Origin of the sequence: Dactylosporangium sp. NPDC005572 (genome assembly GCF_040605515.1) — a bacterium.
In the GTDB taxonomy this organism is placed as follows: domain Bacteria; phylum Actinomycetota; class Actinomycetes; order Mycobacteriales; family Micromonosporaceae; genus Dactylosporangium.
Genome location: NZ_JBEXCY010000052.1, coordinates 13,665 through 27,063 on the forward strand (window position 1 = coordinate 13,665; position 13,399 = coordinate 27,063).

Consider the following 13,399-nt stretch of genomic DNA (forward strand, 5'->3'; position numbering starts at 1 on the left):
GGCGTGTACCCGGCCGGCTCCCTGTCCCTGGACGCCTACCGCCCCGGCCGCAGCGACATCGACCTGGTGGCCGTGGCCGACGACCCGGCCCCGATCGCCGCCGCCCTGCCCTGCTGCCGGCCTGGAGTTCGTCCTCTACGACCGGGCCACCCTGACGACGCAGGCCGGTTTCGCCCTGAACCTCAACACGGGGCCGCGCCCTCCCACCGAAGGTCGAGACCGACCCGGGCGACGCCCCCGCGTTCTGGTACCCGATCGACCGCGACATCGTCCACCAGCAGTCCCGCTCGCTGATCGGCCCGCCGTTCGCAACCCTGGCGGCTCGCGTCCCTTACGACCAGTTCCTCCCCGTCGTGGCCTTCTCCGTCACCACGCTGCTCTCCTGACGGCTATTGGGGCACGCCCCGCGGCGGGAACGTCACGCGGACCTCCAAGCCGCCCTCGGGGAGCGCGCGGGCGACCGGGTCGCAGCTGTGGGCCCAGGCGATGGCCCGCACGATGGCCAGGCCGAGGCCGTGCCCGTCGCCGTGACCGACCCGTTGCGCCTTCATCCGCTGGAACGGCTCGAACAGCCGGTGGAGCTCCTCGTGCGGCACGACCGGGCCCGAGTTGCGCACGATGACCCGCGCAAACCCCGCCTCGGTCTCGGTCACCACCTCCACCCAGCCGTCCGGCACGTTGTGGCGCAGCCCGTTGTCGACGAGGTTGGCCACCAGGCTCTCCACCAGCTCCAGGTCGCCGGCCATCGGCGTCGGCTGCAGCCGGGTCGTGATCCGCACGTCCGTCGCGCGCCGGGTCATCGCCACCCGCCGCGCCACCGCCGCCAGGTCGAACGCCACCGGCCGCTCCACCCCGACCTGCCCGTCGGAGAGCGACAGCAGCGCGCCGATGAGCCGCTCCTGCGCCGCACCCAGTGCCAGCACCTCCTCCGACGCCGAACGCATCGAGTCGACGTTGACGTCCGGGTCGGCCATCGCCACCTGCAGCAGCGTCCGCTGCGCGGTCAACGGTGTGCGCAGCTCGTGCGAGGCGTTGGCGACGAACTGCCGCTGCGCCGCGAACGCCGCCTCCAGCCGCGCGAACAGGTCGTCGAGCGTCTCCGCCAGCTCCGCGAACTCGTCGTTGCGGCCCATCGACCCGAGCCGCCGGTGCAGGTTGTTGGCCGAGATCTCCCGCGCGGTCGAGTTGATCGTGCGTAACGGCGCCACGAACCGCCCGGCCACCACCCAGCCGACCAGCAGGGACAGCACCATCAGCCCGAACAGCGAGAGCGACCACGTCGTCACCGGGAACTCGGCGCTCCGCTCGACCGGGTGCGGCTCGCCGCCCGGCGCGACCGGCGAGGTCTGGCTGGCACCGAGCAGCGGGATCGTGAGCAGCACCGCCGAGATGATGAAGAACGGGCCGGCGTAGATCAGCATCAGCTGCCGGCGCAGCGTCGAGCGGCGCTTCACGGCGCACCGACCCGGTAGCCGCCCTCGCGGACCGTGTGGATCACCGGCGGGTCGCCGAGCTTCGTCCGCAATCGCCGGACCGTGGTCTTCACGGCCGTCGTGAACGGGTCGGCCGCCTCGTCCCACACCCGCTCCAGCAGGTCCTCCGCGGACACCGGCCGGCCCTGCGCCGCCAACAGGCACTCCAGCACACCGAACTCCTTCGGGCTCAGGTCGAGCCGCCGCCCGCCCCGCGACGCCACCCGCCGGGCCGGGTCGAGCGTCAGGTCGTCGCACTCCAGCACGGGCGGCACCAGTGCCGTCGGCCGCCGGCCCAGCGCCCGGACCCGCGCCACCAGCTCGGCGAAGTCGAACGGCTTCGGCAGGTAGTCGTCAGCGCCCAGCCCGAGCCCCTCCACCCGGTCCTTCACCGTGCTCGACGCGGTCAGCATCAGCACCCGGCTGCCCGCGCGGTCGGCGACGATCCGCCGGCACACGTCGTCGCCGTGGGTCCCGGGCACGTCCCGGTCCAGGACGACCACGTCATACCGCGTCACGGCCAGCCGCTCCAGGGCGTCGTCGCCGTCGAGGACGACGTCCACCGCCATGCCCTCCCGGCGCAGGCCGGTGCCGAGGGTCCGGGCCAGGACCTCGAAATCCTCCACGACGAGTACGCGCATGCCACCACCTTGCCAGGCCGCCGGTGTCAATGAGGTGTCAGCCGACGGCACCGTGCTGACACCACCCACACCGTAGAACCGAGACCCATGATTACCGTGAACGGACTCAGGAAACGGTTCGGCGCGACGACCGCGCTCGACGGGATGACCTTCACCGTCGATCCCGGCCGGGTCACCGGCTTCGTCGGCCCCAACGGCGCCGGCAAGTCGACCACGATGCGCGTGATCCTCGGCCTCGACGCCGCCGACGCCGGCACGGCCCTCGTCGAGGGCCGCCCCTACCGCGCGCTGCGCCACCCCCTCCGGCACGTCGGCTCGCTGCTCGACGCGAGCGCGCTGCAACCCGGCCGCACCGCCCGCAACCACCTGCTGTGGCTGGCCCACTCGCAGGGCCTCGGCGCGCGCCGGGTCGACGAGGTGCTCGAGCGCTCCGGCCTGCAGGGCGTCGCCCGGCGCCGGGCCGGCGGCTTCTCCCTCGGCATGCGCCAGCGCCTCGGCATCGCCGCCGCGCTGCTCGGCGACCCGCCCGCCCTGATGCTCGACGAGCCCTTCAACGGCATGGATCCCGAAGGGATCATCTGGATGCGCGGCTTCCTGCGCGGGCTCGCCGCCGAGGGCCGGGCCGTGCTCGTCTCCAGCCACCTGATGGGCGAGCTGGAGGACACCGCCGACCACGTCGTCGTGGCCGGGCGGGGCCGGGTCATCGCCGACGCGAGTGTCGCCCAGCTGCTGGCCGCCGCGTCCGGCGACCGGGTGACGTTACGTTCGCATTCGGCGGAGGCTTCGGCGGTACTGGCTGAGGCCGGCGCCACCGTCACCCGGGCCGGCGACGGCGTGCTCAGCGTCGCCGGGCTCGCCGCCGGCGACGTCGTCGCCGCGCTGCACCGCCGCGGCGTGGCGTTCTCCGAGGTGTCCGCGCACCGCGCGTCGCTCGAGGACGCCTACCTGGAGCTCACCCGCGACGCCGTCGAGTACCGCTGGGAGTCCGCGTCATGACCGCATACCTGCGCGCCCTCGCCGCCGAGTGGACCAAGTTCCGCACCATGCGCGGCTGGGTCGCCGCCGTCATGATCGCCGCGGCCCTGATCGTGGGGCTCGGGCTGCTGCCCGGCCTGCAGGGCTCCTGCGGCAAGCACGGGCCCGGCTCGGAGTGCGTGGCGCCCGTCGGCCCGGGCGGCGAGGAGGTCACCGACAGCCTCACGTTCGTCCACCAGGCGCTGACCGGCGACGGCAGCGTCACCGTCCGGCTCACCGGGCTGACCGGCGAACTCCCGGGCGAGCCGGGCAAGCCCCGGTCCGGCCTGGTGCCGTGGGCGAAGGCCGGCCTGATCGTGCGGGGCGCCACCACGCAGGGCGCCACGTATGCGGCGGTGATGATGACCGGGTCGCACGGCGTGCGGCTGCAGTACGACTTCGTCCACGACGTCGCCGGCAGACCGGGCGGCGTCTCGGCCGACGCGCCACGCTGGCTGCGGCTCACGCGCTCCGGCGACACGCTCACCGCCGCCGAGTCCACCGACGGCACCGCCTGGACCACCGTCGGCTCGGCCCGGCTGAGCGGGCTGCCGGCGACCGTCGAGGCCGGGCTGTTCGTGACCTCGCCGCAGCACACCGAGGAGGTCGACGTCGGGCTGGGCAGCGGCGCGATGGGCGGGCCCAGCCACGCCACCGGCGTCTTCGACCGGCTCGCGCTGGCCGGCGGGTGGCAGGGCGACGCCTGGAAGACCGACGTGATCGGCGCCCAGGTGGAGCACGGCGGCGGGGCCGGTGGGCCCGGCGGCGCGCCCGACGCCCCGGTCGCCGGCGGCTCGGTCGGGCCGGCGGCCGGGCGGGTCTCCGGGGCCGAGCGGGAGGGCGACACGTTCCGGCTCACCGGCTCCGGCGACCTCGCACCCTCCATCCCCGGCGCCGCCGGCGTCGGCGTCACGATCACCTCGACGCTCGTCGGCACGTTCGCCGGCCTGATCGTCGTGGTCGTCCTCGGCGCCGTGTTCGTGACCGCGGAGTACCGGCGCGGGCTCATCCGCACCACGTTCGCCGCCGCCCCGCACCGGGTCCGGCTGCTCGCGGCGAAGGCCACCGTCGTCGGCGGCGTCACGTTCGTCGCCGGCCTGGTCGCCGCGGCCGTCGTCGTCTCGCTCGGCCAGGACGTGCTGCGCGACAACGGCGTCTACCTGCATCCCGCCTCGACCGCGACCGAGGTGCGGGTCGTCGTCGGCACCGCGGCGCTGCTCGCCGTCGCGGCCGTCCTGGCCCTCGCGTTCGGCACCGTGCTGCGCCTCGGCGTCACCGCCATCACCACCGCCGTGGTCGTGATCGTCATGCCGTACGTGCTGGCGATGACGGTCCTGCCGACCGCGGCCGGCCAGTGGCTGCTGCGGGTCAGCCCCGCCGCGGCGTTCGCGCTGCAGCAGGCGTCGCCGGCGTATCCGCAGGTGGCGAACATCTACACCCCGGCCAACGGCTACTTCCCGCTCGCGCCCTGGGCCGGCCTCGCGGTGCTCGCCGCGTGGGCGGCGGTGGCGTTCGCGGCGGCCGCGGTCGTGCTGAGGAAGCGGGACGCATGATCGACATCGTCAGAGCCGAGTGGACCAAGCTGCGCACGTCGCCGGGCACCCTCGCGCTGCTCGTCGGGGTGATCGTCGCGACCGTCGGGGTCAGCGCGGCGGCGAGCGCCTGCTCCGGGACCGGGTGCGACGCTGACCTGCCCAAGCTGGGCCTGACCGGCGTGCAGCTCGGGCAGGCGGTCGTGGCGATCCTGGGCGTGCTGGTGATCGGCCACGAGTACGGCACGGGCATGGTCCGCGTGACCCTCACCGCCATGCCCCGCCGGCTGCACGTCCTGGCCGCGAAGGCCGCCGTGCTGGCCGCCGTGGTCGCGGTCGCCGCGGTCCCGGCGGTGGCGGGCGCGGTGGCGGTGTCGCAGCTGATGCTCCCGGACCACAACGTGGTGCTGCGGCCGGCGGTCGGTTCGGTGCTGTACCTCGTCCTCGTCGCACTGCTGGCCCTGGGCACGGCGACGGCGTTCCGCAGCGCGGCGGCCGCGATCGGCACGATCCTGGCCGTGCTGTACGCGCTGCCGATCGTCCTGGCCGTGGTCACCGACGAGGAGTGGCGCGACCGGTTACGCCGCATGGGCCCGTCGACGGCCGGCCTGGCCGTGCAGGCCACAACCGCGGACGCCGTGACGGGCCCGTGGAAGGGCCTGGGCGTGCTGGCCCTGTGGGCCCTGGGCGCCCTGCTCGTGGGCGCCGTGCTCCTCCACCGAAGAGACGCCTGACGCGCGCCCCGGCCCGCCCCGGCCCGCCACGCCTCGAAAGCTGATGCCTGCCGCAGCACGTACGGTGCGATCCTCGTGCTGCGGCAGGCCGGCTGATGGGTCTCGCGGGCCATCACGACGTCGTGGGCCGCCTGACGCGAAATGCGGTGCGTGCATTCCGAGAAGCCTTGCGCTGCCGTGCCGACGAGGTTGCAGGAAACGATTCGCCCGGCGCCGGTGCGGGCAGTTGCGTAACCGCGAAACGCCCTGAGTACGAATGCGCGGCGGTTATCGTACATCTGATCGAAAATGTAGTATCGTGCCGCTATGGAAGCGGTCGGTGAGATCAGCGAGCGCCAGCGCGACATCCTTGCGGTGATTCAGGCGTGGGTCGAAGAGCACGGCTACCCGCCGACCGTGCGGGAGATCGGGGCGGCCGTCGGACTCGGCTCGCCGTCGTCGGTGGCCCACCACCTCCGCGCCCTCGAGCAGCGGGGCCTGCTGCGCCGCGCCGCCCGTGGCCCGCGCGCCGTCGACGCCCGCCCGGCCGGCATCCACACCTTCCGCCCCGGCGACCCACGCCGGACCGGCCTTCGCATCGCGGACACCCGCCCGACCGCCGCCGAAGGCCCGCAGCCCGTCGCCGGCACGCCCGCGGCGGGTGCCGGCAGCGGTGCCGCAGCGGGTGTCGGCACGCACGCGGCGGCCGGCGGCGATGGCGCTGCGGCGCGCGTCGGCACGAACCCGGCCGGCCTCGGCACGCACGCGGCAGGCGGCGGTATGAACCCGGCCGGCCTTGGCACGGACGCGGCGCTCGGCGGAAACGGCGCGGCGGGCGGCGGTAGCGGTGCGGTGGCTGGCGGGCCGGGTGCGCGGCTGCGTGCGGTCGGCGGACGGGGCGCGGGGCGCGTTGTCGGCGGCGGGGCGGCGTTGGGCGCGGACGAGTCCGCGTCGTCGGCGGATGAGGTGGAGCGCGCGGAGCCGTACAACGTCGATCCGGGGGTGCGGGTGCCGTTGGTCGGTACGATCGCCGCCGGTGGACCGATTCTCGCCGTCGAGCACCGTGACGACGATCTGACGCTGCCGTCCACCCTGGTCGGGCACGGCAACCTGTTCGCCCTCAACGTCAAGGGCGACTCGATGATCGACGCCGCCATCTGCGACGGCGACATCGTCGTGGTCCGGCAGCAGTCGGTCGCCGAGCAGGGCGACATCGTCGCTGCCATGCTCGACAACGAGGCGACGGTGAAGGTGTACCGCACCCGCGACGGGCACACCGAACTCGTCCCCCGCAACCCGGCGTACGACGTCATTCCCGCCGACGACGCCGTCATCCTCGGCAAGGTCGTCTGCGTCCTGCGCCGCATGTGACACGGCACGCACCGCCGCGAGACTGTCCGGGCTGGACGGTTCGCGGCGGCGCGTGGGGTGTTGTCGGGTCAGGCGCGGCTGGCGTAGGCCAGCCGGAGCGCGCCGTCCGCGCCGTCCAGGTGCCCCGTCAGCACCGCGTCGGCGTCCGGGCCGGGCGTTGCGCCGACGACGTGGACGACGGCAAGGCTTCCGAGGTCGGTCTCGATGACCGTCGGGTCACCGCTGACGACGGTGCCGACCGCGGTGGTTGGGCTGCCGGTGGCGTCGGGCTGGTCGCCGGTGCGGGTGGTCGTCACCGTCATGAGGGGCTTGCGGAGCACGGGGCGGCCGTCGACTTCGAGGAACTCCTCGGCCTGCCGCGTCATGCCGAACAGCGCGCCGGCGAGGACGGCGGCGTAGACGGGGTCGCCGCACGCGGCGTACACCCAGCGCTTGCCCAGCACGGAGTGCTCCGTCGTGCCGACGAGCCACGCCTCGGCGCCGTCGAGGGGAGTGCCCCGGTAGGTGAGCGGGACCTGGTACACCGGCCCGTCGCCGATCCGGACCAGCAGTGCCTCGATCCCGACCTCGCCGTCGGGGTCGTCGAACCGGTACGCGGCGACGCGCGCCAGCCCCTCGGCGCTCGGCTCCTGGAACCAGCTCTGGCCCGGCAGCCACGCCGCGATGAGCTCCAGCTTCGACGGACTGATCTCCGCCTGGTGCAGCAATGCCATGCGCAGATCCTAGCCAGCCAGCCAGATGCCGCGGCGGCCCTTGATCGTGGGAAACATCTGGTCGCCATGACAGCCAGAATTTTCCCACGATCATGGGCCGTGGCGGCGTTCCTCGCGGGAACCGCCAATCGGATGGCCTCGGGAATCGGCGTCAGGCGGCCCGGGGATGTCAGACCGCACGGCGTCCGGCGGCGCATCGCGGATCCTCCTCGGGCGGTGGATACGCGGACCATGGGCGGGGGGTCCGACGAAAACCGCCGGACCCGTACCGCGGCCGGGTATGCCCAGGTCAGGCCGGCGCGGGAGGTGAAAGGTTCACGGCCCAGGCGCAGATCGCGGCGAGCGGCGCCTCGAGGGTGCGGCCGAGCTCGGTGAGCGCGTACTCGACGTGCTGCGGCGCGGCCGAGCGCAGCACCCGGCGCTCGACCAGGCCGTCGGCGGCCATGCCCCGCAGCGTCTCGGTGAGCACCTTCTGCGTGATGCCCGGCAGCCGCCGGCGCAGGTCGGCGTGCCGCTGCGGCCCCGCGAACAGCGCGTAGACCACCAGGATCCGCCATTTGGCGGCGAGCCGCTCCAGGGCCTGCCGCGTCGCGCAGGACTCCTCGAGCACGTCCGGAACGACCAGCGTCATGAGGCCCTCCTCCGCAATGGGCACCGCGAAGTGCCTTCTGTCGCGATCGTGAACCCGCGCCTACTGTCGGGCACGTGCAGGTACGACATGATCCCATGACCATCGAATCCGACGGAATCGCGCTGGCCGGAGTGCTGCGGCGGCCCGTGGCCGGCGAGCCGTTGCCGGCCGTGGTGCTGACCGGGCCGTTCACCGGAGTGAAGGAGCAGGTCGCCGGGCTGTACGCGGAGCGGCTGGCGCGGGAGGGGTTCGCCACCCTCGCGATCGACCACCGTGGCTTCGGCGAGAGCGGCGGGCGTCGATCGCACGAGGACAGCCAGGGCAAGCTGGCCGACCTGCGGGCCGCCGTCGGCGCGCTCGCGGCGCTGCCCGGCATCGACGCCGATCGCATCGGCGTGGTCGGGGTGTGCCTCGGGGGCGGCTACGCGGTGCGGGCGGCGGCCGCCGACCCGCGGGTCCGGGCCGTGGCCGGGATCGCCGGCGGCTACAACAGCCCCGCCTGGTTCGCCGAGCGGATGGACTACCGCGCCGCCTTGCGCGCCCAGCTCGACCGCTACGACGAGTTCCTGCCGGCCGTCGCGCCGGACGGCGGGGAGGCGGCGATGGGCGGCGCGGAGCCGTACGAGTACTACGGGACCGAACGATCGGCGGCGCCGCACTGGGAGAACCGGGTGACCCGCGGGTCGCTGCACGCGCTGCTCACGTTCGACGCGCTGGGGGCGGCGCCGCTGCTGGCCGGCGTCCCGCTGCTCGTCGTGCACGGCCGGCGCGACGCCTACTGCGCGCCGGAGCTCGCGCAGGCGCTGCACGACGCGGCGGCCGGGCCGAAGGAACTGCTGTGGATCGACTGCGAGCGGCACATCGACCTGTACGACCAGGAGCCGTTCGTCACGCAGGCGGTCGGCGCCACCGCGGAGTTCCTCGCGAAGGCGCTGTGATCAGGCGGAGCCCGCTGCCTGGTTGTCCCACGTCGTGACGATCACACCGAGGGCGAAGACCTGCACGGGTAACGGTAGCCCGGGCAGGTCGGCCACGGTGTCGCTGCGCCAGACGCTCAGGCGGCGGACCGACCCGATCCGCCCGTCGCCCGACAGCAGCTCCTCCTCGTGCCTCCAGATCGAGACGCGGCGGAAGCGGTACACCTGACCGTCCGAGCTGATCGTCCACTCCTTGCGGCCGACGCGCTCCGCCGACGCGACGGTCATGCCGGACCCGTCCTCCATCGAGTACCTGCTGCCCCAGCCGTTGGAGCGCACCTGGTACTGCCGGCCGCCGAGAACGAAGTCGCCGCCGGTGCGCCACAGCTTCGGGTTCCAGGTCGTGATCGGGCGCCCGTCCGCGACGATCTCGTAGCCGCCCCGCCAGATGCTGGTCCGTGTGGCCTGCAACATGCCGTCAGGGTAGGTCCTTCAGACAACGCAGAACTCATTGCCCTCCGGATCCTGCAGTACCACATGATCCGGAAGACCGTCGAGGGAGTGCTCGGCGACGACGGTCGCGCCGGCGGCGACGAGCGCGTCGGCCTTGGCCCGCACGCGGGCCCACCGCTCCGCCGGCGGCTGGTCGCGGCCGCCGCCGGCCTGCACGTCGATGTGCACCCGGTTCTTGACGGTCTTGGGCTCGGGCACCTTGAGGAACGAGATCCGCGGCCTCGTGCCCGACGGGTCCTCGATGGTGGCGCCGTCGTCCCACTCGTCCTCCGGCACGTCGAAGTGCCGCAGCCAGGCCTCCCAGGTGTCCCATCCGCGGGGCGGGGCGGCGGGCACGTAGTCGAGCGCGAGGCACCAGAACGCGGCCTGCCTGCCGGCGTCGGTGCAGTCGATCGTCAGGGTCCAGGTCATGCCGCGAGTCTACTTGATATGCAAGTGGTGACTTGCATATGCTGGCGGCGTGGACGACGGTGACGTGCTGTTCAAGGCGCTCGCCGACCCGACCCGCCGCCGCATCCTCGACGAGCTGAGCGACCGCGGCGACCAGACGCTGTTCGAGATCTGCAACCGCCTGATCGCCCGGCACGGCATCGCGTCGTCGCGGCAGGCGATCTCGCAGCACCTGGAGCTGCTGGAGGCCGCCGGGCTGGTGGTGTCGCGGCGGGAGGGGCGGTACAAGTTCCACTCCGTCGACCCGACGCCGCTCGACACGATCGTCGAACGGTGGCTGACCCGCCGACCGAAGGAGTCCCCATGAAGGTCACCGTCATGTCCGTGTTCGTCAACGACCAGGCCTCCGCGCTGCGCTTCTACACGGAGGTGCTGGGCTTCGAGAAGCGGACCGAGATCCCGATGGGCCCGGTCAGCTGGCTGACCGTCGGGTCGCCCGACCAGCCCGGCGGCCCCGAGATCTCGCTCGAGCCCAGCGACCATCCGGCGGTGAAGCCGTTCCGGGACGCGCTCATCGCCGACGGCATCCCGTGGACCTCGTTCGGCGTCGAGGACGTGCAGCGGGAGTACGAGCGGCTGCGGGCGCTCGGCGTCGTGTTCACCCAGGAGCCGACCGCGATGGGGCCGGTCACCACCGCGATCTTCGACGACACCTGCGGCAACCTCATCCAGATCGCCGCACAGTGACTTCCGGCTGACGGGGTTTGGCCGGTCGGCACTGCCCGGTTGGCCGGGCGCCGCAATAGTTTCTCCGGCATGTGGTTGCAACGGTTCGGCGCCGCCAGCGGCGTCATTCTCGGACTGTCCATCGGCGTCCCCGGCGCCGTCGAGGCGTTCACCGGCGAGACCGCCGCCACCGGCGCGGTCCTCGGCCTGGGCGTGGCGTTCGCCGCGCCGACCGTCACCGCCCTCTACCTGCACCAGCGGGAGCGGGCCGGGCGGTTCGGCGCGGTGGCCTACGCGGTCAACCTGCTCGGCCTCGGCCTGTTCACCGGGGTCGCGTTCGCCCTCAACCTCGTCGTGTTCTATCTCGACGACCCCGTCGCGAAGGACCTGCGCGCCGGTCCCACGGGCGTCGCCCTGCTCGGCTGCGCGTTGGTCTTCGTCGCCGGCACCGTCCTGTTCAGCATCTCGATGCTGCGGGCCGGCGTCTTCCCGCGGCTGCCCGCCGCCGTCTACGGCGTCGCGCTGACGCTGCTGGCGGTCCTCGCCCCGCTCGACGACACCCCGCTGACGAGTGCCGTCCACGTGCTTGCCGCGGGAGCGATCATCTGGTTGTCGTTGTCCACAAGCGGGGCTTATCCACAGGCGGAGAACCCGGTCCGGCCGGCCCGCGCAGTAGCCTGACTGCCATGCGATCCACGCCCGCGCGGCCCGTGCTGTGGGTGCCGTTCGTCCTCTACGGCGCGGTGCTCGTGGCGGGTCTCGTCAGCCGGCCGGGCGCCGCCGGATGGCCCGGCACGGCCGGCTTCGTCGCCGGCATCGCGGCCCTCGTGGTGCTGGAGATCCTCGAGCGGCGGCGGCATCCGGTGCGGACGCCGCCGCGCGTCGCCGCCGTGCTGCTCGTCGTGCGGGTCGCGTTGTTCACCGTGGTGGCCGCGCTGGACCAGGCGGGGCTCGCCACCGCGCTGTTCGTGCTCGTCCCGTTCACCGCCTACTTCGCATTCGGCGGGCGGGTCGCGGCGGGGCTCGGGCTCACGGGGTTGCTGGCGATGCTGGTGTACTACTGGACAAGCGTCCCCGGGTGGTACACGGACGAGGAACGGGTCACCGACCTGCTCATGTACGGTGTGGGGCTCACCCTCGCCCTGGCCATGGCGGCCGTCGCCGTCACCGAGCTCGACACCCGCACGCGGCTGGAGCGGGCGCTGCAGGACGTGGCGGAGCTGTCCGCGGCCGAGGAGCGCAACCGGGTCGCCCGCGACATCCACGACAGCCTCGGGCACCACCTCACCGCGATCGCCGTCCAGCTGGAGAAGGCGTCGGCGTTCCGCGAGCGCGAGCCGGACGTGTCGGCGCGGGCCGTCGCCGACGCGCGCTGGTCGGCGAAGCAGGCCCTCGACGAGGTCCGGCAGTCGGTGCGGGCGCTGCGGGAGGCGCCGTTCTCGCTCTCGTCGGCGCTGCGGGACCTGGCCTGGCACGCCGAGGACGACCGGATGCGGGTGACCGTGGAGATCTCCGGGCACGAGCAGGAGCACGCGGTGGCGGCCCGCATGGCGCTGTACCGGGCGGCGCAGGAGGCGATCACCAACGCGCGCCGGCACGGGCGGGCGGGGTCGGTGGCGATCGCGGCGACGTTCGGGGAGCGCGACGCGCGGCTCGTCGTCGCCGACGACGGGGTGGGCCTGCCATCCGCCGCGGCTCCGCGGGGCGGGGACACGGCGGCCGGGAACGCGGAGGTGGCCAGCGGCGCGGCGGCGGTGGCCGGCGGTGCGGGGGCGGCGGCTGGGGACGCGGTGGCCGGGGACGCGGCGGTGGTCGGGGGCGGCGGTGGGGGGTTCGGGTTGGCGGGGATGCGGGAGCGGGTGCGGTTGCTCAGCGGGAGCGTCGACGTGCGGCCCGGAGCGCCCGGCGTGACGGTGACGGTGACGATCCCGCGGGAGGGCGCGTGAGCGAGACCCGGGTGCTCGTCGTCGACGACCAGCAGCTGGTGCGTGACGGGATCGCGTCCCTGCTCGGCATCCAGCCGGGGATCGTCGTGGCCGGGGTGGCGGGCGACGGGGAGGACGCGGTCGCGAAGGCCGTCGAGCTGCAGCCCGACGTGGTGCTCATGGACGTGCGGATGCCGGGCGTCGACGGGGTGGAGGCGACGCGGGAGCTGGTGCGGCGGCTGCCGGGCTGCCGGGTGGTGATGCTGACGACGTTCGACGATGACGACTACGTGGCGGAGGCGCTGCGGGCGGGTGCCACCGGCTACCTGCTGAAGGACCTGGCGGCGGAGGAGTTGGCCCACGCGGTCCGGCTCGCGCACCGGGGCGTGGCCCAGTTCGACGCCTCGGTGGCGCGGCGGCTGGCGGCCGGCCTGCCCGAGCCTGCGCCGTCGGCAGGCGGGCTGTCGGGGCGGGAGCTGGAGATTCTGCGGCTGGTGTCCCAGGGGCGGACGAATCGGGAGATCGGCTCGCGGATGCACCTGAGCGAGGGGACGGTGAAGAACCACATCTCGCGGATCCTGGGCCGGCTCCACCTGCGTGACCGTACGCAGGCCGCGCTGTACGCGCGCGACCGCGGCCTCCTCTGACCGCCACCGCGGGGTGCCGTCTGCCTCGGCGCGACTGCTGCGGGCCGGGAGCGTCGCGCAGACCGGCCCGGATCTCCTCGATCCCGGTCTGCCGTGCCATCCCCAGGCCAGGCGCTTGGGTGCCGTCAGCCCTTGTTGCCCCGAGCGGGTGCTTCATCGCGGTGTGGGTTGGCGGCTGCCGGGCGTGCGGGCCT

The 13,399-nt window shown here is 73.9% G+C and carries 15 protein-coding genes and 2 pseudogenes; 11 read left to right on the forward strand and 6 right to left on the reverse strand.

Going from position 1 to position 13,399, the window contains the following annotated elements:
* Nucleotides 1–389: 389 nt before the first annotated feature.
* A complete protein-coding gene (locus ABZS66_RS24560; protein WP_354761367.1) occupies nucleotides 390–1,454 on the reverse strand; it encodes an ATP-binding protein in 1,065 nt (354 codons plus the stop codon).
* Nucleotides 1,451–2,113: a response regulator transcription factor gene (locus tag ABZS66_RS24565; RefSeq protein ID WP_354761369.1), complete on the reverse strand. Its 663-nt coding sequence runs from the start codon at nucleotides 2,111–2,113 to the stop codon at nucleotides 1,451–1,453. The genes ABZS66_RS24560 and ABZS66_RS24565 overlap by 4 nt, the downstream gene beginning before the upstream one ends.
* An 87-nt stretch (nucleotides 2,114–2,200) precedes the next feature.
* Between ABZS66_RS24565 and ABZS66_RS24570 the strand changes: the two genes are divergently transcribed.
* The 5 genes and pseudogenes from ABZS66_RS24570 to lexA all read left to right on the forward strand — a co-directional run.
* Entirely contained in the window at nucleotides 2,201–3,109 is a 909-nt protein-coding gene (locus tag ABZS66_RS24570; RefSeq protein ID WP_354761371.1) for an ATP-binding cassette domain-containing protein, read from the forward strand.
* Complete coding sequence (locus tag ABZS66_RS24575; RefSeq protein ID WP_354761373.1) at nucleotides 3,106–4,680, forward strand: ABC transporter permease subunit; 1,575 nt, start codon at nucleotides 3,106–3,108, stop codon at nucleotides 4,678–4,680. Before ABZS66_RS24570 ends, ABZS66_RS24575 begins: the two co-directional genes overlap by 4 nt.
* Nucleotides 4,677–5,393 (forward strand): ABC transporter permease, encoded by a 717-nt coding sequence (locus ABZS66_RS24580; protein WP_354761375.1) that lies wholly within the window; start codon nucleotides 4,677–4,679, stop codon nucleotides 5,391–5,393. Before ABZS66_RS24575 ends, ABZS66_RS24580 begins: the two co-directional genes overlap by 4 nt.
* Nucleotides 5,394–5,699: 306 nt before the next feature.
* A pseudogene (locus ABZS66_RS24585) lies at nucleotides 5,700–5,918 on the forward strand (repressor LexA); the annotation flags it as partial.
* A gap of 453 nt (nucleotides 5,919–6,371) precedes the next feature.
* Nucleotides 6,372–6,743, forward strand: a pseudogene (gene lexA, locus ABZS66_RS24590) (transcriptional repressor LexA); the annotation flags it as partial.
* A 68-nt stretch (nucleotides 6,744–6,811) separates the two neighbouring features.
* Here the strand turns inward: lexA and ABZS66_RS24595 are convergent.
* Both ABZS66_RS24595 and ABZS66_RS24600 read right to left on the reverse strand, forming a co-directional pair.
* The gene (locus ABZS66_RS24595; protein WP_354761377.1) at nucleotides 6,812–7,456 is read right to left on the reverse strand and encodes a hypothetical protein; all 645 of its coding nucleotides are present in this window, start codon (nucleotides 7,454–7,456) and stop codon (nucleotides 6,812–6,814) included.
* Between the two features lie 289 nt (nucleotides 7,457–7,745).
* A complete protein-coding gene (locus ABZS66_RS24600; protein ID WP_238016236.1) occupies nucleotides 7,746–8,087 on the reverse strand; it encodes a helix-turn-helix domain-containing protein in 342 nt (113 codons plus the stop codon).
* A 95-nt stretch (nucleotides 8,088–8,182) separates the two neighbouring features.
* Here ABZS66_RS24600 and ABZS66_RS24605 point away from each other — a divergent pair, with 95 nt between their 5' ends.
* A complete protein-coding gene (locus ABZS66_RS24605) occupies nucleotides 8,183–9,025 on the forward strand; it encodes an alpha/beta hydrolase (RefSeq protein ID WP_354761380.1) in 843 nt (280 codons plus the stop codon).
* Here ABZS66_RS24605 and ABZS66_RS24610 read toward each other — a convergent pair whose 3' ends face one another.
* Together ABZS66_RS24610 and ABZS66_RS24615 are read right to left on the reverse strand one after the other, a co-directional pair.
* The gene (locus ABZS66_RS24610; RefSeq protein ID WP_354761382.1) at nucleotides 9,026–9,478 is read right to left on the reverse strand and encodes a hypothetical protein; all 453 of its coding nucleotides are present in this window, start codon (nucleotides 9,476–9,478) and stop codon (nucleotides 9,026–9,028) included. It lies immediately after the preceding gene.
* 18 nt (nucleotides 9,479–9,496) lie between these two features.
* Nucleotides 9,497–9,928 carry a VOC family protein gene (locus ABZS66_RS24615; RefSeq protein WP_354761384.1) on the reverse strand — a complete coding sequence of 144 codons (432 nt, stop codon included), beginning with the start codon at nucleotides 9,926–9,928 and terminating at the stop codon, nucleotides 9,497–9,499.
* Nucleotides 9,929–9,977: 49 nt separating this feature from the next.
* Here ABZS66_RS24615 and ABZS66_RS24620 point away from each other — a divergent pair, with 49 nt between their 5' ends.
* The 5 genes from ABZS66_RS24620 to ABZS66_RS24640 all read left to right on the forward strand — a co-directional run bounded on the left by ABZS66_RS24620 (nucleotide 9,978) and on the right by ABZS66_RS24640 (nucleotide 13,205).
* A complete protein-coding gene (locus tag ABZS66_RS24620) occupies nucleotides 9,978–10,274 on the forward strand; it encodes a metalloregulator ArsR/SmtB family transcription factor (RefSeq protein WP_354761386.1) in 297 nt (98 codons plus the stop codon).
* Nucleotides 10,271–10,654, forward strand: a complete 384-nt coding sequence (locus ABZS66_RS24625) for a VOC family protein (RefSeq protein WP_354761388.1) — start codon at nucleotides 10,271–10,273, stop codon at nucleotides 10,652–10,654. The genes ABZS66_RS24620 and ABZS66_RS24625 overlap by 4 nt, the downstream gene beginning before the upstream one ends.
* A gap of 69 nt (nucleotides 10,655–10,723) precedes the next feature.
* Nucleotides 10,724–11,314: a hypothetical protein gene (locus ABZS66_RS24630; protein ID WP_354761390.1), complete on the forward strand. Its 591-nt coding sequence runs from the start codon at nucleotides 10,724–10,726 to the stop codon at nucleotides 11,312–11,314.
* 5 nt (nucleotides 11,315–11,319) lie between these two features.
* A complete protein-coding gene (locus tag ABZS66_RS24635) occupies nucleotides 11,320–12,579 on the forward strand; it encodes a histidine kinase (RefSeq protein WP_354761392.1) in 1,260 nt (419 codons plus the stop codon).
* Nucleotides 12,576–13,205: a response regulator transcription factor gene (locus ABZS66_RS24640; RefSeq protein ID WP_354761394.1), complete on the forward strand. Its 630-nt coding sequence runs from the start codon at nucleotides 12,576–12,578 to the stop codon at nucleotides 13,203–13,205. The genes ABZS66_RS24635 and ABZS66_RS24640 overlap by 4 nt, the downstream gene beginning before the upstream one ends.
* Nucleotides 13,206–13,399 lie beyond the last annotated feature (194 nt).